At 47.5% G+C, this 20,758-nt stretch carries 14 protein-coding genes; 8 read left to right on the plus strand and 6 right to left on the minus strand.

Translation table 11 applies throughout. The features are described from left to right. Positions 1-30: 30 nt before the first annotated feature. Positions 31-1,794: a phospho-sugar mutase gene (locus tag ASG33_RS05810; RefSeq protein WP_056281287.1), complete on the plus strand. Its 1,764-nt coding sequence runs from the start codon at positions 31-33 to the stop codon at positions 1,792-1,794. 50 nt (positions 1,795-1,844) lie between these two features. On the opposite strand, the gene ASG33_RS05815 is transcribed toward ASG33_RS05810, so the two are convergent. Further along, the gene (locus ASG33_RS05815) at positions 1,845-2,504 is read right to left on the minus strand and encodes a hypothetical protein (protein ID WP_157474586.1); all 660 of its coding nucleotides are present in this window, start codon (positions 2,502-2,504) and stop codon (positions 1,845-1,847) included. Beyond that, entirely contained in the window at positions 2,501-2,737 is a 237-nt protein-coding gene (locus ASG33_RS05820; RefSeq protein WP_056281291.1) for a hypothetical protein, read from the minus strand. The genes ASG33_RS05815 and ASG33_RS05820 overlap by 4 nt, the downstream gene beginning before the upstream one ends. 109 nt (positions 2,738-2,846) lie before the next feature. On the opposite strand from ASG33_RS05820, the gene ASG33_RS05825 reads away from it, so the two are divergent. From ASG33_RS05825 to ASG33_RS05840, 4 genes are all read left to right on the plus strand, one after another. Then, positions 2,847-5,960: a SusC/RagA family TonB-linked outer membrane protein gene (locus ASG33_RS05825; protein ID WP_056281293.1), complete on the plus strand. Its 3,114-nt coding sequence runs from the start codon at positions 2,847-2,849 to the stop codon at positions 5,958-5,960. Positions 5,961-5,964: 4 nt separating this feature from the next. After that, the gene (locus tag ASG33_RS05830) at positions 5,965-7,392 is read left to right on the plus strand and encodes a SusD/RagB family nutrient-binding outer membrane lipoprotein (RefSeq protein WP_056283342.1); all 1,428 of its coding nucleotides are present in this window, start codon (positions 5,965-5,967) and stop codon (positions 7,390-7,392) included. A gap of 60 nt (positions 7,393-7,452) precedes the next feature. Continuing rightward, positions 7,453-7,896, plus strand: coding sequence for a hypothetical protein (locus ASG33_RS05835; protein WP_229238569.1), 444 nt, complete (start codon positions 7,453-7,455; stop codon positions 7,894-7,896). Positions 7,897-8,077: 181 nt separating this feature from the next. Beyond that, positions 8,078-9,178 (plus strand): carboxypeptidase-like regulatory domain-containing protein, encoded by a 1,101-nt coding sequence (locus tag ASG33_RS05840; RefSeq protein ID WP_056281297.1) that lies wholly within the window; start codon positions 8,078-8,080, stop codon positions 9,176-9,178. Here ASG33_RS05840 and ASG33_RS05845 read toward each other — a convergent pair whose 3' ends face one another. Further along, positions 9,179-10,711 (minus strand): VCBS repeat-containing protein, encoded by a 1,533-nt coding sequence (locus ASG33_RS05845; protein WP_162242727.1) that lies wholly within the window; start codon positions 10,709-10,711, stop codon positions 9,179-9,181. A gap of 232 nt (positions 10,712-10,943) precedes the next feature. On the opposite strand from ASG33_RS05845, the gene ASG33_RS05850 reads away from it, so the two are divergent. From ASG33_RS05850 to ASG33_RS05860, 3 genes are all read left to right on the plus strand, one after another. Then, positions 10,944-14,192 (plus strand): TonB-dependent receptor, encoded by a 3,249-nt coding sequence (locus tag ASG33_RS05850; protein WP_056281300.1) that lies wholly within the window; start codon positions 10,944-10,946, stop codon positions 14,190-14,192. Positions 14,193-14,248: 56 nt separating this feature from the next. Further along, the gene (locus tag ASG33_RS05855; RefSeq protein ID WP_056281302.1) at positions 14,249-15,991 is read left to right on the plus strand and encodes a RagB/SusD family nutrient uptake outer membrane protein; all 1,743 of its coding nucleotides are present in this window, start codon (positions 14,249-14,251) and stop codon (positions 15,989-15,991) included. 96 nt (positions 15,992-16,087) lie between these two features. Further along, positions 16,088-19,642 (plus strand): VCBS repeat-containing protein, encoded by a 3,555-nt coding sequence (locus ASG33_RS05860; protein ID WP_056281304.1) that lies wholly within the window; start codon positions 16,088-16,090, stop codon positions 19,640-19,642. Positions 19,643-19,753: 111 nt separating this feature from the next. Here the strand turns inward: ASG33_RS05860 and ASG33_RS05865 are convergent, their stop codons facing one another. From ASG33_RS05865 to ASG33_RS05870, 3 genes are read right to left on the minus strand one after another with little or no spacing between them, the layout of a single operon-like run. Further along, the gene (locus ASG33_RS05865; RefSeq protein ID WP_056281306.1) at positions 19,754-20,155 is read right to left on the minus strand and encodes an Hsp20/alpha crystallin family protein; all 402 of its coding nucleotides are present in this window, start codon (positions 20,153-20,155) and stop codon (positions 19,754-19,756) included. 26 nt (positions 20,156-20,181) lie between these two features. Further along, on the minus strand, positions 20,182-20,373 hold the full coding sequence (locus ASG33_RS25730; RefSeq protein ID WP_157474590.1) for a hypothetical protein: 192 nt from the start codon (positions 20,371-20,373) through the stop codon (positions 20,182-20,184). A gap of 2 nt (positions 20,374-20,375) precedes the next feature. Continuing rightward, entirely contained in the window at positions 20,376-20,633 is a 258-nt protein-coding gene (locus tag ASG33_RS05870; RefSeq protein WP_056281308.1) for a hypothetical protein, read from the minus strand. Between the last annotated feature and the right edge of the window lie 125 nt (positions 20,634-20,758).

The following is a 20,758-nucleotide window of genomic DNA, read 5'->3' on the forward strand; positions in this document are numbered from 1 at the left end:
GTTTAAAATCAAATCATACTTCAACTACTTATGACTGCAAATCTAGAACCGAGTGTAATGGCCAAAGTAAACAGCTGGCTAAGCGGTGATTACGATATCGATACGAAACAATCCATTCAGCAACTGATAGATGAAGGAAATGATACCGAGCTGACGGATGCATTTTATAAAGACCTTGAATTCGGGACCGGCGGACTTCGTGGATTGATCGGGATTGGGTCAAACAGAATGAACCGCTACACAGTCGGTACTGCCACGCAGGGATTAGCTAACTATCTGAACAAAGCTTTTCCTGGCGAAGAGATCAAAGTGGCGATTGCACACGACAGCCGCATTAAGTCTGACGAATTTGCACGCATTATCGCAGATATTTTCTCAGCAAACGGGATCAGCGTATATCTGTTTGAATCGTTACGCCCTACGCCGGAGCTTTCTTTCGCGATCCGCGAGCTGGGTTGCAAAAGCGGGGTGGTAGTAACAGCTTCTCACAACCCGAAAGAATACAACGGATACAAAGCTTACTGGGACGATGGTTCTCAGGTAGTTGCGCCGCATGATACCAATATCATCGGGGAAGTGAATGCAATCCAGTCGATTGACGAAGTTAAGTTCGACGGAGATGCTTCCAAAATCACGAAAATCGGTACTGAAATCGATGAAAAATATATTAACCATATTCTTTCATTGTCCATTTCGAAAGACGCGCTGGCCCGTCAGAAAGATCTGAAAATTGTCTATACTCCGTTGCACGGAACTGGTGTTACATTGGTTCCGAACTTACTCGCAAAAATGGGTTTTGAGGCAGTGACGGTGATTGAAGAACAAGCTGAGCCAAAAGGTAACGGGCAGTTTCCTACTGTCGTTTACCCAAACCCGGAGGAAAGCGAAGCGATGTCCAAGGCAGTTGAAAAAGCAAAAGAGATCGACGCTGATCTTGTAATGGGAACTGACCCGGATGCCGACAGGGTAGGTATCGCAGTGAAGAACCACCACGGCGAAATCCAGCTTTTGAATGGAAACCAGACAGCGAGCGTATTGATCTATTATCTCTTGAATGCGTGGAAAGATGCAGGTAAGCTGACAGGTACACAGTTCGTCTGCAAAACGATCGTGACCACTGATTTGATCGACAAAATGGCGGCGGCTTTCGACGTCAACTGTTATAATACCCTGACCGGATTCAAGTATATCGCCCAGGTAATCAGGGAAAAAGAGGGTGTAGAGCAGTTTATCGGCGGTGGCGAAGAGAGTTATGGTTACCTGATCGGTGACGCTGTGCGTGATAAAGATGCGATCGCTTCCTGTGCAATGATCGCCGAGCTGACTGCTTACGCGAAAGACAAAGGTCTGAGCCTTTTTGATATGTTAATGGAAATCTACAAGCAATTCGGTTTCTACTACGAAGGGCTGATCTCATTGACTAAAAAGGGAAAAACCGGTGCCGATGAAATTCAACAGATGATGGCCGATTTCAGGGCAAATCCACCAAAAACAATCGCAGGCTCGCCGGTAATCAGAATGGACGATTACAAAGCATTGACTACAACAGATTTCGCAAGCGGAACTACCAGCTCCATTCCTTCCGGTGAAATGGGAATTGAGCCTTCAAACGTATTGCAGTTCTTCACTGAGGACGGTACCAAATTCACCTGCCGCCCCTCAGGTACAGAGCCAAAGATCAAGTTCTACGTGGGAGTACGCGCCGCTTTGGAAAGAAATGAAGATTTCGACAGCGTTTATGCTTCTTTGAAAGAGAAAGTGAAAGCGATCGGTGAAGAGCTGAATTTGAAGTAGCTTTTATTAGTAAGTATATAAATGAAGGCGGCCCATTTGAGCCGCCTTCATTATTTTTTATAAACAAAGAGCATTTTCATGGGAGAACCATCAATGACGGTCACCTTCTCAACCTGATTGATGGGAAATGCATTCAATTCCTGGAACGTGGCGCGCTCGGTATTTATATAGAGTTCATGCTCTTTGTAGGTATCTGCTATCCTTAGTTTGTCGTCAGTCGATTTTCCAATGCCTTTGGATAAAAAGAGTTTCTCTGCTGACTTACCTGTCAATGCATCCTTCAAAAAAGTCGTGGTGGAGAAGGCCCCTATCTTCCTTGTTGCTTTGTGTTCAAAGTAAGCGACTTCGTTTTGTTTTTTGAGAACCAATGCTTTTTCAAAATCGTCTGTAAGTTCATTGCTAAGTGGCGATGGAGGGAGCTGTCCCATTCCGATTCCTCCCTGACGAATATAACCTGAGTAACCTTTGGTAGGACTGAATTCATCTTCACCTTCGCGGGAGCCAGAGCCAGATGAGCCTCCGCGGCTGCTTCTTGTCAGGATGGAGACGGAAGTAATGAAGTGCTGAAAGGGATCATATTGTATTTTATTAATGGCAAGTTCAGCGCCAAACTTGTGAACTGCATTCCGGACATTGTTGATATCATCCCAGCTCATTAGTGGAGTAATCGCCCAGTATAATGTACCATTTACGATCAAAACTCCTTTCACTTTTGCCGACTGCTCCTGGCTGATCTGAGTGGTATCCGGTACTTTCCGAAAGGCTTGTGGTTCAGGGTCAGTGTTTTTTTGTGACGGATCAGGTTCGTCCTTGTGCGGTGTTGACAGAGCAATGCCCGGTTGAGTTTCGAGAATGTCTCAAACTGGATCAGCCAGCGGTAGCCCAGCGTAAGTACAGCAAGATTGATTTTGAACGGGTTTGAATAGACACTCCAGCAAAGCACTTTGTCCTCGCTATGTGACCGCAGGATTATTTCGGATAATTGCCATTGATACTTTTCGTAGAAAGAATATTAAATTACATTGTAAGTCACAACAAACTTAACTAACAGAATGAATAAACTACTACACAGCAGGTTAGGTGTGCTCCTGCTCTTTTGGCTTGTTCCGTTGATTGCCGTACATGCGCAAACCGGGACTGTAACAGGAAAGGTGCGCGACCAGGAGGGGAGTGAGATCCCGGGAGTCAGCGTCAGTGTGAAAGGAAGTTCGCAAGGTACTTCCACCAATGAGCATGGAGATTATACGATCCAGATTGCGCAGGGAAGTACGCTGGTTTTCAGCTTTATCGGCTTCAAGCGCACAGAGATTGTTGCAGGCGGACAGCAGGTTGTCAATGTAACCTTGCAATCAGAAGCTTCGATTTTGAATGAAGTTGTTGTCACTGCACTTGGGCAGACGCAGGAAAAACGCGCGATCGGGTACTCGGTACAATCCATTAAGTCAGACGAGATCCGGAACTCGGGAAACCCTAATATGATCGGTGCATTGCAGGGAAAGGTAGCCGGGGCCGTGATCACAGGGTCGGGTGGTGCCCCGGGAGCCGGGGTGAATATTATCCTGAGAGGTATCACTTCGCTGAGCGGCAGCGCCGATAACCAGCCCCTGTTTGTCATAGACGGGATTATCATCAGCAATGCAACTACTGCCGGCAACCCGCTTCCCAGTGCAGGCTCAGCCTCTCCCGGTGCGTCAGAGCAATTTGCCAATACCAACCGCGCCGCCGACATTAACCCCGATGATATTGAAAGTATGTCGGTGTTGAAAGGTCCCGCAGCGACTGCCCTTTACGGACTGCGTGCGTCCAATGGCGCTATTATTATCACAACAAAGAGAGGGAAATCGGGTAAGATGAATGTTTCCGTCTCTCTCTCCGGCGGTATGGATGTGCTGGGCAAATCGCCGGATATTCAGACGCGTTTCATTCAGGGCAGGTTCGGGGAATTTATCTCGCCTACGGAGGTGAGGCAACGTACACCTTACCAATCGTTCGGGCCTTCCATTATCGGTAATAGCACCGACAATATTTATGACAATTTCAGGGGATTCTACCAGACCGGTTATCGCACCAACAACAACGTCTCCATTACCAAAGGCGGGGAAAAGGGGAACATTTACTTTTCGGTAGGCAATACTTATCAGCAGGGGATCGTGCCTACTACTGATTTTTCGCGAACATCGGGGAAATTGGCCGGAACATATAACCTGGCCAAAAACTTCTCGGTTTCAGGGTCTTTCAACTACATCCGGTCGGGCGGGAAGCGGCCACCGGCGGGGGATAAGTCCATTTTCAGTGCTTTGGCTTACTGGCCTAATACCTACGATGTCAATGATTACCTTAATGCGAATGGTTCTTACAAAAACCTGTTGCCAGGTTTTACAGATAATCCGAGGTACCTGGTGGAAAAAAGCCCGAGGATCGATAAAGTGGACCGCTATATCGCCGATATAACCCTTGATTATAAAATAGCGGACTGGCTGACAGCGAAGTACCAGCTTACGTTCGACGCATTTAACGAGCGCAGGTTCCGGCAGGTAGACAGTACTTTCGACGTCGGGACAGCCGTGAAAGGTTTTTTGATCAAAGAATACATCAATTACCGCGAGATCAACTCCAACTTTTATGTGACTGCATCCAAACAGTTTAATGAGAACTGGAACGGTTCGTTGATGGTCGGGAATTCAGTTGTGGACAGCAGGCGGCCCAACAGCTACTATGAACGCGGAGAAGGTTGGAGAACTCCATTCACGGACGAAATCAGCAGCTACCGGAACCAGCAAGTGCGACCTTACTCTCCGCTCCAATACCGCATTGTCAGCTTTTTTGCGGATGCAAAGCTGAGCTATAAGGAAATGCTTTACCTGAATGCAACGGGCCGGAATGATATTGTTTCCACGCTGCCTACTGCCAGTAATTCGTTCTTTTACCCCTCATTCAGTGCCGGTTACATCTTCACTGAAAATCTTCCCAAAAACAATTTCCTGACTTATGGTAAGCTGCGTGCATCCTGGGCTCAGGTTGGGAAAGGTACCGATCCTTACGTCATTGGCGCGTATTATGAGATCGCGGATAATTTTCCATTCAATAATGCGGTGCCCGGATATGTGCGGCGGTCTACAACTGCGTCGGATAATCTTAAACCGGAGCGTACAACATCCATTGAATTTGGTACTGAACTAAGGTTTTTCAAAAACAGGCTGATGCTTGATGCGACCTATTTTACAATGGACAGCAAGGACCAGATTGTGCGGGCGCCGGTTTCGAATGTATCGGGATACTCATTTTATTATACCAACATTGGTTTGATCAGGAACAAGGGCGTGGAACTGCTGGTATCCTATAAACCTGTGCAGACTTCCCGTTTTACCTGGGATATGTCCCTCAATTTTACCAAAATGTCGGGCAGGGTAATCGATATGCCTGATGAACTGGAAGAGATTTCGTACTTCGATAATGGAAGCCGGGGGGTATTGAAGGTGCGCGAGGGGAGCAAAGTGGGTGATCTGTGGGGGCTCGACTACATGCGTGCACCAGACGGCCAGAAGCTGATCCAGGCAAACGGATTTCCATTGACGAGCCTGGTAACGACGCCCTACGGCAATGCATTGCCAGACTGGACAGCCGGGTTGACCAACACATTCAACTACAAAGGCCTGGGCTTGTCTTTCCTGCTGGAATGGCGGCAGGGCGGCAATGTGGTTGATCTGGGTGAACGAAATGCATTCCGTGCAGGGTCGATCAAAATCACGGAGCGAAGGTACGAACAGGTGGTGTTCAAGGGAGTTGTTGAGCAAAAAGGTGCGGACGGACAAGTTACTTATGTGCCGAATACAAAAGCAGTAGTACTCGACGACGCATTTTACAATCCTTCCACTGCCCGCTACATGGGCAATGCAGCCGATTTTAATATTCAGGACGGATCGTGGTTCAGGCTCAGGACAGTCAGCCTTAATTATGCATTGCCCAAGAACCTGATTGCGAATACCGTTTTCAAAGGGGGTGTCCGGTTCAGTTTTACCGGGACAAATCTTTACCTCAATACACCTTTTCGCGGCTATGATCCGGAGGCGCTTACGTTTGGTTCAGGCACAAACCTGATCGGTTTTGTGGGCAGGAACAATCCTGCTACGAAGAGTTTTCAGCTTGGCGTAAATGTTAACTTCTGATCCTATGAAATCTTTGAAACAAATATTGACAATGTGCGCCGCTATGCTGTTTCTGGCAGGCTGCGATCAATTTCTGGACATTAATGTAGATCCGACCCTGAAAGCGGAAGCAAGTTTGCAGGAATTATTGCCAACTGCTCAATTTTATACCGGCGAGGCGAGTTTCCAGCAGGCTTATGTGGCCTGCCAGTATGCGCAGCAGCTCGGCAATGCGATCGGAGCAAACGGGATTGATACCTATGCTGAAACGGATAATACGCTGGGATGGACGAATACCTATTTGTACGTTGTGCCGCAATTGAATGCGATTATTCAAAAGGGTACCAGCGAAAATGCGCCGGCTTATGTGGGTATTGCCAAAGTTTTAATGGCATACAATCTCGGACTTGCTACTGTGAGCTGGGAGAATGTCCCTTTTTCCCAGGCTGACCAGAAAAACTTTACGCCGGCTTATGATACCCAGCAGCAAATTTACGAAAGCATGCAGCGGCTGCTCGATGAAGCTGTTACTGAGCTGGGCAAGACCGGCGGCGCTAAACCTGTCGCTGACGACCTTATTTATGGGGGCGATGTTTCCAAATGGACAAAGCTGGCATATTCGTTGAAAGCCAGGTATGCCATGCATTTATCGAAAAAGAACCCTCAAGCAGCTGCGCAGGCGGCACTGGATGCATTGGAAAAAGGAATGACAGGCAACGAAGATGATTTTCAGCTGCAATACAATTCCAAAAACCTGAACCCGTGGTACAGTCGCGTTGCGATCCCGAATACTACGAGCAATTTGTCGGTTACCTTCACGAATACCTTTGTGGATCTGATGAATGGAGAAAAGCAGGGCGTCGTTGATCCGCGGTTGCCGAAAGTGATTTCGCTGAAAGGCAGTCAGACCGTTTACGCAGGTGTGGTACCTGGTTCAGGCAGCGGCTCAACGGTGGACCTTACTGCCGCATCCTGGCACTCGGGCATTAACTCGCCGCTGGTAATGATGCCTTACGCCGAGCTGGCCGCGATCGAGGCGGAGGCGCGTTTTCTGCTCAATGGAGGTACCGAAATTTCGGCTGGTACTACCGCAAGCGGCTACGGTGCTTACCTGGAAATGATCACGGCCAATATGCGGAAAGTGGGCGTTTCCAATGCAGATATCGCCACCTACATCGCCTCGTCGCCGGTGAATGCAGGGGCAGGGAAGCTTACTTTGAAGCACATTATTACAGAGAAGTTTAAGGCGATGCTGCTGATCGGCGATATCTGGACTGATATCAGGAAGTACAATTACCTGGATTTTCCAATGCCCACAAATGTCAATCCCGATTTGCAGGGAAACCGCATTCAGCGGATGCGCTACCCGGATTCGGAGATTACCCGCAATTCAAAGTCGGTAGAGGCTAATCAGAAAGATCCGGCGGTGCCCATGTGGCTTTTTACCAAATAATTTTTTCACCCACAACTGAAAACGATTATGAAGAAATATATCAGATTAGTCTGTGCGCCAATGTTTGTCCTCCTATTCCTGAGTTCCTGCTACAAAGAGCCGGACCTGTTTGACGATTTATTGGTAAGTAACGGGAAAGTCGCTCAGATTGCTGTTTTGTGGCTTGGTGATACAAAAGTGTACTCGGCGGCGGGCGTGTTGCAGCCCGGTATCACGGTAGATTCTGCCACGACGGTCAATGTCAACATCGAATACACCTCGGAGATCGGAGTGCGGGAATTCAAGGTATATAGCGCAGCTACCACCACCGGCACGCAGACACTTCTTGCCACATTGCCAGCGGGGATTCAGAAATACGATACTGAGCTGCGGAATTATGTTGTTAAGGTACCTGTAAAGGCACCCCAGTCCAGAAATGCGACCGTAGTGCTGTTTGCGGAAGTGATCGCAGAGAATGGTCTCCCTTCATCTCAGCGGAACGTTACGCTTAAAACTACTCCCTGATTTGGCCATGTTAAGTCCGTTGCGTGCGATCTGATTTCCTGATTGTGCGCGACGGACTTTTTTTATCAACATACATAACCATTGGTTTTAAACACTTCACTTTATCTTTGGCAAAAAAGCAAGTTTATTAATGCGGCCCACTCCCCGGTTCAGATATTTGATTTTTTGTAAACAGGCTGGAATGCTGCTCTTGCTGCTTCTTTTAGCGGGTCATATTTCTCTCGCACAGCAGCCGGCCACTGTTACGCTGGTGGGCAAGGTCACGGATGAGAAAACGGGAAAGCCGCTTCCTTTTGCCAACGTTTTTATCAACAATTCGTCCATTGGGACCAATGCGGATGAGAATGGAAACTACAAACTGCCTAATCTCCAGATCGGCAACCTCGAACTGGCGGTGTCGTTTCTCGGCTACGAAACGATCAAGCAAACCTTGCGCTTCGAGCAGCCTGGTACCAAAACGGTGCTGTTTAAGTTGAAGGAGGGAATGGAGCTGCAAGGCGTTACCGTTTATGCCCGGAAAGACAAAAAGCGTGAAAAACATCTGAAAGTTATTACCAGAGAGCTGCTGGGAAACAACCAGTTCAGCAAGCTTTGCAAAATTATCAACCCCGAAGTACTCCGCATTTCCCTGGACGATAATGGTCACCTCAGCGCACAAACAACCAATGCGCTGATCATCGAGAATCAGGCACTTGGTTACCGCATTCACCAGGATCTGGATGATTTCGACTACTTCGCCGGTAAGGTGTACTATGGCGGAAGCACGCGCTTTGAACTCCTGGTACCCAAAGATGAGGCTCAGAAAATGCGCTGGCGCGAAAACCAGAAGGTTGCTTATCGTGGCTCACTCAAACACCTGATCGCAAGTATGGTGTCAGACAGCCTGCGCGAAGAGGGATTTCAGGTGTACCAGGTTATTCCCGATTCACTGCGCCGTTTCAATACAGTGCGAAGTGCGCCGGGTTACAATACCATCAAAAACCATTTGAACAACCGGATCGAGCAGGTGAGAGGAATGCGGCTTGTGCGTCCGGGAGAGCTCTCGACGGAGCGGCTGATCGTTTCAAAAACGACATTGGAAGTGTTTAACATGCAAAAACGTGGTCGCTCTCCCTATTCGGATATGCCCTTTTCCTACACGCAGATCTCCATGCCGCAGGGATATATGGTGGTAACCCCGCAAGGCTGGGTGGTGATGCCAATGGGATTTGAGATTGCAGGTGATCTCGGCAATGACCGCTTTGCCAATCTGCTTCCCGCTGACTGGAAGCGGGAGGATTAGCTACCGGGGAATGTTCGCGACGCTGATGTTTTCCAGAATAATGAAGGGAAGTCTGGTGTTCCAGTCGGGCTGCACGCGATCCTGGTTCAGAAAGCCCCGCGAAAAGTTTCCCAGTGCAATATCAATGTCGCCATCACTGTCCCAGTCTGCCGCGTCCATACAAATCCATCGCCCCAGCTGATCAACCGGAAGCCGCTTTGGCGTGAAAACACCGCTTTTTTGATCCTGACTAAAAATCAAAAATTTCTCAAATGATTTGTTTTTGAGATCTGCGAAGAATGCAATCGTAGCAATATCCAGCTTTCCGTCCTTATCAAAATCTGCTGCAATCGCTTTTGTACAGCCGTTTATGGGATAAAAGAAGGTTTGTTTAAAAGTGAAATTTCCCGTATTCGTGAAAATGTACAAACCGTGGTAAGGTTTGAGAATGCGGGAATAATCGCTGTTGTCGCCAGCTGTGTAGATGATGTCTTCCAGCCCGTCCTGATTTACATCGGCTAGCTGAAAACTGCTTGACCCGAACACCGGAGGAAAGCGCAGGATGTTCTTTTCTGTGAACCCGCCTTTCCGGTCGTTTGTAAAAAGCCAGATCCCTTCGTCGCCGTGTGCGAAGAGTGCGACTATGTCCGGCCAGCCATCGTTGTTGATATCACGTATATTGGTGTACGTTGCTCCTGGCATTTCCCGGATTACCTGTTTTGTGAAATTCCCGTCGCTTAATTGTTTAAGCAGGTACAATCCTCCCTGGTTATGCCCGAATGCGCAGATCGTATAATCAGTAAGTCCGTCCCGATTGCTGTCGATCGGCCGGGTTTCAATGGGGCGGATCAATCCTTTTGACAAAAATTGCAGCTTCGGTCCGGGATGTTTTTCAAGCAAAATTACCTGCCCTTTCGTCTCGTCCGATGCGCTCATCCCGCCCATGCAGGTGAGCAGATTCAATGCTCCTTTTTCTGCGGGAATATGCATGTCGACCGGAGGCGAGGCGAGTTTGCTGAGCAGACTTTTACGAAGCTTTGCATTGTAAGAAAATATCGCCGGCTCCATGGCAGCGCCTGAAAAAACGGAGTGCGTCGCGGTATCGATCCTGACCAGCATAGTACTCGCCACAGCCGAATCTTCGGCCGGCTTCCTGATAGAAAACAGTCCATTTTTCATTATTTCTGGCTGTTTTTGAGCGATTTGCGTGAGTGAATCTGGCGCAAGTGTTTCGTAAAATGCCAGGATTTTCTGCCAGTCGGGTGAGGAAAGTGCCGACGATTTACTGTGCAGGTACATGTTTCCTTCCAGTACCTCGATGCCAAGTTTTTCGGCCATTGCCGGGAGTACTGCGTCGCGCCAGGTCGCTTTGTTAAGCAGCCCGGGGTCGGGGAGCTGATGGCAGTTTGTGCAGTACACTTTGGCCAGCTCGCGCCCTTCTTCCACGTGCTTTTTTTCGCCTGCAGACTTGCACCCGGCGAAGGCGATTGTCAATGCGGACAGCACCAGTCCGGCTACCCTGATCCTCAGAAAAGACACCGGTAGGATTTTCATCTTTTGAAGTGCAACTATCAGCGGCATAGCTAAAATCGTACAACAGTTACTCATAACGTGAACCGCTTAAACAGGCTGTAAATGCACTTTTGAACATAGGGTATGACATTATTTTATCTTTTTATAATACTAAAATATATTCGAATGAAAATATTAGTGGCAAACAGACAATTAATTGTCCGAATAATAATAGATTTGATTGCTTAATAAATTATTAACCTAATAGAAAACTATGAAAAGAATTTACAAGAACTCCCGCTGGAGTGTCTTATTCTCCTTCATGCTCAGTTTCGCGGCGCTCGTCGCAGTTGCTCAGGATCGAAAAATTACAGGAAAGGTTACTGACGTGGCAGGAACGGGAATTCCGGGCGCGACAGTAGTAGTGAAAGGAACGCAAAGCGGTACCAACACCAATGCAGATGGTGAGTTTTCACTGACTGTCAATTCTCCTGACGCTACGCTCATTGTAAGTTTTGTGGGTTACAAAACCCAGGAAGTGGTGGTTGGGAATCAGAGTTCATTGTCTATCAGAATGGACGACGATGTATCTGCGCTTGAAGAGGTGATTGTTACCGGTTACACCGTCGACAGCCGCCGCGAGACAACTGGTGCGGTATCGACAGTAAAGTCAAAAGACTTGACGGCTACGCCATCGGGTAACGTTGAGCAGCAGCTGCAGGGACGTGTTGCCGGGGTAACAGTAATTACAAACGGCCAGCCGGGAACTACAAGCCAGATCCGCGTGCGTGGTTTTGGTGCATTCGGTGGTAACGAACCACTGTATGTGGTGGACGGGGTACCTACAAATTCAACTGACTTCCTTAACCCAGATGACATTGAATCAACTACGGTATTGAAAGATGCGGCGGCGGCTTCCATTTACGGAGCACGTGCAGCGAACGGTGTAATCGTTTACACAACCAAAAAAGGTACCAAGAAAGCTAAAAAGCTCTCTATCACTTACGATGGTCTGTTTGGTTTTACAACACCAGGAAAAGGCCAGCCGATGCTGAACCCGCAGGAACAGGCTGACTGGACCTGGCAGGCGATCAGAAACGATGCATTTCAGGGTGACTCGCTGCCAAAATTCAACAGCGTGGCACAAGGCCAGTATGGAACAGGCGATACCCCGGTTTTACCGGATTATATTAACGTAGGCGGAGCTACCGGCGTGAGAGGTACATTGGACCTGGAAGCAGAGCGTAAGAAATACAACATTAATCCTGCTGCCGGTACGATCTATCAGGTAGTTCGTGCAAACAAGCAGGGTACTGACTGGTATGATGCGGTTACAAGAAATGCGCCATTGCAGCGTCACACCCTGGGTTTCTCAGGCGGCGGTGAGAATAGCCGTGTTTATGCAGGTTTCAGTGCGCAGGATCAAAAAGGTATTCTGCTCAATAACAGCTTCAAACGCTACGCATTCCGCATTAACACTGAATTTGATGTGTTGAAAAATGTTCGGATCGGGCAGAATGCACAGTTTACTTATCTGCAGGTACTTGGTCTTGGTGGAGGAAATGGTGGTCAGGGTGTTGCGGCTGATGAAAATGACATTCTTTCAGCTTTCCGTATGCCTTCCATTATCCCTGTCTATGATGAGTTCGGTGGATATGCCGGTACAGCTGCCAAAGGATTTAACAACCCTAGAAACCCGGTTGCCGCACGTGATGGTTTGAAAGACAACAATGCATTTGCAGGAAATGGCTTCGGTAACTTCTATGCAGAGGTTGACATTATCCAGGGACTTACATTCAGATCCAGCATTGGTGCTCAGTACAGCAATTATGCCAACCGCGGATTTAACAGGTTGCAGTACGAGAACTCGGAAAATAACTCTGCATTCGGTTACAATGAAGGATCCGGCCACCGTTTTGCGTGGACATTTACCAATACCCTGAACTTCAAAAAGCAATTCGGACTACATAACCTGGATTTGTTGCTTGGTCAGGAAGCATTGAACAGCGGCGCAGGTAAAAACCAGAACTCTTCCGGCTTGAACCCATTCTCTACGGACATCAACTACATTAATATGAACAATGTAGGTTCGCGGATCGTAGGAAGTGACTTTTACAAAGGCGTAAACTTCTATTCATTGTTCGCCAGAGCTAACTACACTTTCAATGACAAGTATATCGTAACAGGAGTTGTGCGTCGCGATGGTTCTTCACGCTTCGGATCTAACAACCGTTACGGGGTATTCCCTGCATTCTCTGCAGCATGGAGACTTTCTTCCGAGAACTTCATGAAGGGAATTCCATTTATTACAGAACTTAAAGTTAGAGGTGGTTATGGTTTGATGGGTAACTCTAACAACGTAGACCCTAACAACCAGTACAGCTTGTACGGTGCAAGCCTGGGCCAATCTTCTTACGATTTAAATGGTACCAATTCCAGCGCATTGGAAGGTTACTACCGTACACGTATCGGAAACCGGGATGCGAAATGGGAAACCAGTATCACCAAGAACATCGGTATCGACGGAACATTCCTGAAAGGCAAACTGGACATTATCGTGGATTTCTGGCAAAAAGATACCAAAGACCTGTTGTTCCAGGTTCCGGTAACTGCAACTGCCGGATACGACGCAGCTGTTCCTTCGGTTAACGTAGGTAAAATGTCTAACAAAGGGATTGACTTGCAGGTGATTACCCGCGGCCGCATTACCAATGATCTGGGCTACGAGTTCAACTTTACTGCCGGTGTTTTGAAAAACAACATCGAATCACTTGCTCCTGGAATCGAATATTTGACTGTTAACCCTGATTTTCGTGGAATTAAGCCGATCAGAAATCAGATTGGTTACTCCATATCTTCATTCTACGGTTACAAAGTGGTAGGCTTGTTTAAAGACGATGCAGAGGTGGATGCAGCTGCTACTCAGGAAGGAGCAGCCCCAGGCCGCTTCCGTTATGAGGATATCAATGGCGACGGTGCGATCACAACTGACGACCGTGCTTACCTCGGCAGCCCGGTTCCAAAATTCACAGGTGGTGTCAATCTGAAGTTTACTTTCAAAGGTTTCGATGTTGAGACTTATCTGTATACCTCGATCGGTAACAAGATCTTCAACGTTTCAAAATGGTTTACAGACTTCTATCCTTCATTTACCGGTGCTGCTGTAAGTGCCCGCGTGAAAGATTCATGGTTGCCTAACCATACAAACACTGAAACGCCGATCTTCGAAAGCACTTCCAACTTCAGTACCAACACACAGTCCAACTCATTCTATGTGGAAGACGGAAGTTTCTTCAGAATGCAAAACCTGACATTGGGCTACACGCTGCCAGGAAACCTGCTGAGCAAGATCCGCATGCAGAAGGTGAGAATATTCGCTTCTACCAACAACCTGTTTACCGTAACCAAATACAAAGGTCTGGATCCAGGTGTGGGCGGAAGTGCAGATACCAACTTCGGTATCGACCTGGGTAACTATCCTATTACAAGAAGCTACACAGTTGGGATCAATCTTGGTTTTTAATAAAGGCAAAATCTGGTTGATAACAGTTTAGAACATCGATTAAAATTTCTAAGAAAATGGAAAAAATAATATCAAAGAGTGGCCTTCTGGTTTTAATCACGCTAATGCTGATCGGCTACTCGTGTAAGGAAAGCTTTTTGGAAATACCGGCAACCGGCCAGCTTGATGAGGGCCAGCTTTCTACCAAAAAAGGGATAGAAGGTGTGCTGGTTTCTGTTTACGGACAATTGAACGGCCGTGCAAACAGGATGGCGAGCGCGAGTAACTGGGTTTGGGGAAGTATCCGTGGTGGCGATGCCAACAAAGGAACTGACCCGGGTGATTTCAGTGATATCAACCCGATCCAGCGTTTCGAATATCTGTCCACGCAAGGTGTAATTGTTGATAAATGGAAAGGTAATTACGAAGGAGTAGCGCGTGCTAACCTGGTGATGCGACTGCTGGGTACCAATCCCGCAGACGTAACTGACGAAGACAAGAAGAGAATTGGCGGAGAAGCGAGATTCCTGCGCGCCCACTACTACTTCGAGCTGAAAAGAGGTTTTAACAACACACCTTATGTAGACGAAACAGTAGATTACGGTACAGGTATCGAGAAAGTCCCCAATACAGCCGATTTGTATCCAAAGATTGAGGCTGACTTGAAATTTGCTTACGAAAACCTGCCTGAAACGCAGACAGCTGCCGGCCGGATCAACAAATGGGGTGCGGCTGCTTACCTTGCGAAAGTGTATATGTACCAGAAGAAGTTTGCAGACGCAAAAACTTTGTACGACCTGATTATCGCTAACGGAAAAACCACAAACGGTAAGAAGTACGCGCTGGTACCACGCTTTCAAGATGCATTCAAGGCTGCAAACGACAATAACTCAGAGTCGGTATTCGCAATTCAGGCGGCAGCAAACACAGGTAGTGTAAACAACGCAAACCCTGATTTTGACCTTAACTGGCCTTACAACACAGGTCCAAACGGTCCTGGTAACTGCTGCGGGTTTTTCTCGCCAAGCTTTGAGCTGGTTAACTCTTTCCGTACCAACGCAAGCGGTCTTCCATTGCTGGATGGATCTTACAACGTAGGTGCGAATGAAGTGAAATCGGATATGGGCTTGAAAAGTAATGCAGCATTCACGCCGGATGCTGGCCCGCTTGATCCACGTTTAGACCACTCAGTTGGTCGCCGCGGAATTCCTTACCTCGACTGGATCAATCACCCGGGAGCTGACTGGATCCGTAACCAGGCAAACGCAGGACCTTATTCACCTAAAAAGTATGCTTATTACAAATCGGACGTAGGTTCACTGCAGGATAACAGCTCCTGGACGCCGGGTTATACAGCTATCAACGTGAATATCATTCGTTTTGCAGATGTACTTTTAATGGCTGCGGAAGCTGAAATCGAAGTTGGTTCACTTGAAAAAGCACGTGAATACACCAACATGGTGCGCGAAAGAGCTTCGCTTCCTTCAAGCTTTGTTAAAACCAAAGAAGGTGCGAATGCGGCAAACTATGTAATCGGTCTGTACAAAACGCCGTGGGCATCCAAAGATGAAGCGCGCAAGGCAGTTCGCTTTGAACGCAAACTTGAATTGTCAGGTGAAGGTCACCGCTTCTACGACCTGGTTCGCTGGGGAACAGCTGCTACCGAAATCAATGCTTACCTGACTTACGAAAGCAAAAAGCTGAGCGGTGCATTGGGTGGAGCGAAATTTACGCCTAACAAGAATGAGTATCTTCCGGTACCACAAGAGCAGATTGACCTTGTAGGAAAAGACGTACTTGTCCAGAATCCAGGCTACTAACAGTTTTTAACAAACAAACAAAAGGAGATGGTATTCATTTGCCATCTCCTTTATTAATTTAGGACAATCCTTCTTCATTTTACCACATTGAAATTAATGACGGCAAAGTATTCCATCCTGTCTGTTTTATTAGCTGTGTTCCTGATATCCTGCAAAAAGGATCTTAAAACGTTTACCGAACTGGACACTGACGAAACAGGGATTAACTTTTCGAACCGGATCACGGAAAACGATACCATGAACATCCTCGCATTTGAGTATGTGTACAATGGCGGCGGCGTTGCACTCGGGGATTTTAACAATGACAGCCTGCCGGATGTTTATTTCACAGGGAACACCGCGCAAAACAAGCTTTATCTGAATAAAGGGGATTTCAAGTTTGAAGATGTAACGGAAAAGGCCGGAGTAGCGCCAAAGAATAAATGGTCTACCGGGGTAGCGCTCATTGATATCAATAATGATAACCTGCTCGATATTTACGTTTGTGCATCGGTTCGCGATGTGCCAAGCGAGCGTGAAAATATGCTTTACGTCAACCAGGGGCTTGATGCGAACAGGGTGCCTGTTTTCAAGGAAATGGGCAAAGAATATGGAATTGCTGACACTACACACACGACCAATGCAGCCTTTTTCGACTATGATAACGACGGAGACCTGGATCTTTTTCTGGTCGTTAATGAGATGGACGACAACAACTTTCCGAACAGATACCACAAGAAAATCGCCGATGGATCTTCGCGGAGAACGGACAGACTTTACAGGAATGACTGGAATGCGGAATTGAAGCATCCGGTTTTTACAAACGTTTCAAAGGAAGCGGGCATTCTTATCGAAGGGTATGGTTTGGGGGTGAATGTAACAGATGTTAATCAGGACGGGTGGAAAGATATATACGTGACCAACGATTACCTGACGAATGATTTGCTGTATATCAACAATGGTAACGGGACTTTTACGGACAAAGCAGGTTCTTATTTCAAGCATACCTCGCATTCGGCGATGGGAAATGATGTGGCGGATATCAATAATGACGGGCTGGTAGATGTGATTGCGGTGGATATGATGCCTGCTACAAACAAGCGCAAAAAGATGATGACGCCAGCGAACAGCTACGTCACTTACCAGAATAATGAGCTTTTCGGATACCAGTACCAGGTTGCCCGGAATACATTGCAGCTGAACCTCGGTGCAGCCGGTAACAGTAAGGATCCCGTTTTTAGTGAAGTGGGCTTGCTGAGCGGGATTGCTGAAACCGATTGGAGCTGGGCACCGATGGTTACCGATTTTGACAATGACGGATTGCGGGATATGATCATTACCAATGGATTTCCGCGTGATATCACTGATCTGGACTTTATTGCTTACCGGAATGAGGTGTCGAGCATTATGGAGCCTAAGATGATGCTGGACTATGTGCCGGCAGTCAAGCTCAAAAACTTTGCATTCAAAAACACGGGTAACCTTGCATTCAAAGACGTGACCGGCGACTGGGGAATAGAAAACTCGGGTTTTTCGAATGGAGCGGCTTACGCAGATCTGGACAATGACGGCGACCTCGACTATGTAGTTAACAATATCAACGATTCGGCTTCTGTGTTCAGGAATAACAGTATCCAGATTAAACCGACAGAAAGCAACTTTTTGCGGATAGGTTTTAAGGGGGAGCGGTATAACCAGAAAGGAATAGGGGCGGTTGTGGAGATCACCTATGCAAACGGACAAAAACAGATCGCTGAAAATTCACCTTATCGCGGCTACCTCTCAACTGTTGAGCCCATTGTGCATTTTGGTTTAGGGAAAATACAAAAGGTAGATCGTCTTAAAGTAACCTGGCCAGGAGGTAAATCCCAGGTTTTTCAAAATATAAAGGCAAACCAGGTTTTTGTCGTAAGCGAGAAAAATGCAGTGCAAGGAAACAATCCTGACGCCGGAAAAGAAGCTGTAACGCCACTCTTTACCGACATAACCAATGTGCTGAATGTGCCTTATGTGCACGAAGAAACAGATATTATTGATTTCAATGTGCAAAAGCTGCTGCCGCATAAAATGTCGCAATTCGGGCCTTCGATGGCGGCGGGAGATGTAAATGGCGACAGGCTTGATGATATTTTCGTAGGCGGTGCCATGCAGCACAAAGGGCGCTTTTTGATCCAGCAAGCAGGCGGTCGCTTCAAGGTCTCAGACCTGCTGCCTGGTGCGGACGGTTTGGAGAAAGATACCGAGGATATGGGCGTGCTGCTTTTTGATGCCGATGGAGACCGCGACCTCGACCTTTTCGTCGTAAGCGGCAGCTATGAGATCAACCGGGATTCGCCGGGATTGAGAAGTATACTTTACCTGAACGACGGCAAAGGCAAATTCAGCATCGACACTGCGGCACTACCTAATCTGCTGGTTAATGGTTCCTGCGTGAAGGCGGTTGATTTTGATAAAGACGGTGACCTTGACTTGTTTGTGGGCGGCCGCGTGGAGTCGGGAATGTATCCTAAACCGGTTTCCAGCTACATTTTGAGAAATGATACGCAAAAAGGAGCTGTCAGGTTCTCAGATGCGACAAAGTCGGTTGCGCCTGAGCTGGTGAATATGGGTCTTGTTTGTGACGCATTATGGACCGATTTCGATAACGATGGGTGGATGGACCTGCTCGTCGCGGGAGAATGGATGCCACTTACGTTTCTGAAAAATAAAAATGGAAAGCTGAGCAAGATAGAGTCGGGTATTGAAAACAAGAAAGGCTGGTGGGGGAGTTTGGTTGCAGGTGACTTTGATAACGACGGTGATATGGATTATATCGGCGGGAATCTGGGTGCGAATACTTTGAGCCGCGCCTCCGACGAGCGGCCGGTTCATGTTTATGCCAAAGATTTTAACAACGATGGTTATTTCGACGCCATTCCTACGATTTTCTATAGAGCTGAGGATCAATCCTATAAGGAGTTTCCGTATAATACCAGGGACGACCTCGGTAAGCAGATTATTCAGGTAAGGCAGCGTTTTCAGGAATACAGCAAGTTTGCGCAGGCTTCGCTTACTGACATTTTGAAGCCGGAAGAAATGAAGGATGCGCTGCACCTGACTGCAAACTGGATGAAGAGCAGCTACATTGAAAACCTGGGCAATGGTAAATTCTCGATACGCGAGCTGCCGCTGCAGGCACAGTTCGCTCCGCTATTCGGAATGATAGCCGACGATTTTGATCAGGACGGCAATCTGGATCTGCTGGTTTCGGGAAATGATTATGGTTCGGAGGTTTCAGTTGGCAGGTACGACGCTTTTTATGGATTGGTTTTAAAAGGCAACGGAAATGGCACATTCCAGCCACTCAGTCACACTGCAAGCGGCTATCTCACCAAAGGCAATGCGAAAGCGACGGTCAGAGTGCCTACTTCGGGGGGCAACTGGCTGACTGCTACTTCGCAAAACAGGGACTCCATTCGTTTCCATCAATCCACGCTTTCCGCGCGGCTCATACCCGTATCCGGTTCCGAAACAACTGCTTTGCTGAAACTGAAAAATGGGAAAAGCAGGAAAGAAGAGCTAAGCTATGGGTCCTCATTCCTTTCGCAGTCAAGCCACGTACTGGCATTGCCGCCTTATGTTTTAGAAGCAGTTATTGTAGATTCCCGTGGTGCAAAAAGAACTGTCAAATAGCTGGTACCCATTTGGATATCAGCGTGCTTTCTGGATTGATTAAGTAAGAGCTTTAAACAAAAAATCCCCTGATCAACTCGGTCAGGGGATTTTTGCATTCAATGGACCATACTAGCTTACTTTGATTTCCTGTGCGGGCTTTTCAGAGCCCGGGATAATAGGAAGTGTGAGAAGAAGAATGCCATTTTCATATTCAGCACGAATGTTTTCCGGATCCACTGTTTCGTCGATCATGAATGTACGTTCAAATGAAGTTTTACTGAATTCGTGCCTTACCCAGTTGCGGTTTTCACGCGCTTCTTCTTTCAGCTGGTAAGAAATGCTCAGTTCGTGTCCTTTTAAATTGATCCTGAAATCCTCCTTTAACCGGTCGGGTGCGAAGACGAAAAGTTGATATTCGCCGTCATTTTTCAGGATGTTCACCGGCACGCGGTATTCACGGGAGTTGCCGGCAAAGCGGCCGTAATGATCGTGGCGCACTCCAAAGCCACGGTTTCCATATCTATTGCACATAGTTTTTCTGTTTTGATAAATGGTTATTAATACCTGCGCTCGAACCCCGGGTTCAGGTCGGCTGGTTTCTCGAACTTGTCCCAGTGTCTGTCGCAATGCCGGAATCCGTGGCCGCGAAAGTGTCTGGGGTGAAATCGTGTTCCTGCCGTCAGGTGGAGGCTTGCAGCTGTAATCAGCGCTACGCTGATCCCCAGCAACATCTTAGTGCTTCTTCTCATGGTTAAATTTGTTTTGGATAGTTGTTGGACAGATCTCGCAGGCTCTCTTTTCCTTCGTAAATCTCATAATGATCATAAAACTGCGCGGCGGACCTGCGTCCCCGCCATCTTCCGAAATGTCTCCTGCCCACAGCCAGCCGGAAAATCAGGCCGAAAACCAGAAAGAACAGAAGTGCCTTGAAAATGAGAAATGGAATCAGAAACAGCAGAAAGCCGCCCAGGATGCCTGCAAGTATTACTCTAAAAACGGATGTGATCATGGCTGAACCAGTTTGATTAAATGTTTGATAACAATGCAGTTCAATGCATTTATCAGGCAGACGGGCCAGTCAGGATTTTACTTTAAGTTTTGGAAAAAATAAAGCCCGGTCGGCTGACCGGGCTT

It is taken from the genome of Dyadobacter sp. Leaf189, from assembly GCF_001424405.1.
In the GTDB taxonomy this organism is placed as follows: Bacteria; Bacteroidota; Bacteroidia; order Cytophagales; family Spirosomataceae; genus Dyadobacter.

What these genes read in the sequence shown, in the direction of transcription:
- ASG33_RS05810 (WP_056281287.1), top strand. Translation starts at nt 31, where the DNA reads ATGACTGCAAATCTAGAACCGAGTGTAATGGCCAAAGTAAACAGCTGG.
- ASG33_RS05870 (WP_056281308.1), bottom strand. Translation starts at nt 20,633, where the DNA reads ATGATCACATCCGTTTTTAGAGTAATACTTGCAGGCATCCTGGGCGGC.
- ASG33_RS05850 (WP_056281300.1), top strand. Translation starts at nt 10,944, where the DNA reads ATGAAAAGAATTTACAAGAACTCCCGCTGGAGTGTCTTATTCTCCTTC.
- ASG33_RS05865 (WP_056281306.1), bottom strand. Translation starts at nt 20,155, where the DNA reads ATGTGCAATAGATATGGAAACCGTGGCTTTGGAGTGCGCCACGATCAT.
- ASG33_RS05825 (WP_056281293.1), top strand. Translation starts at nt 2,847, where the DNA reads ATGAATAAACTACTACACAGCAGGTTAGGTGTGCTCCTGCTCTTTTGG.
- ASG33_RS05840 (WP_056281297.1), top strand. Translation starts at nt 8,078, where the DNA reads ATGCTGCTCTTGCTGCTTCTTTTAGCGGGTCATATTTCTCTCGCACAG.
- ASG33_RS05835 (WP_229238569.1), top strand. Translation starts at nt 7,453, where the DNA reads ATGTTTGTCCTCCTATTCCTGAGTTCCTGCTACAAAGAGCCGGACCTG.
- ASG33_RS25730 (WP_157474590.1), bottom strand. Translation starts at nt 20,373, where the DNA reads ATGAGAAGAAGCACTAAGATGTTGCTGGGGATCAGCGTAGCGCTGATT.
- ASG33_RS05855 (WP_056281302.1), top strand. Translation starts at nt 14,249, where the DNA reads ATGGAAAAAATAATATCAAAGAGTGGCCTTCTGGTTTTAATCACGCTA.
- ASG33_RS05845 (WP_162242727.1), bottom strand. Translation starts at nt 10,711, where the DNA reads ATGAAAATCCTACCGGTGTCTTTTCTGAGGATCAGGGTAGCCGGACTG.
- ASG33_RS05830 (WP_056283342.1), top strand. Translation starts at nt 5,965, where the DNA reads ATGAAATCTTTGAAACAAATATTGACAATGTGCGCCGCTATGCTGTTT.
- ASG33_RS05860 (WP_056281304.1), top strand. Translation starts at nt 16,088, where the DNA reads ATGACGGCAAAGTATTCCATCCTGTCTGTTTTATTAGCTGTGTTCCTG.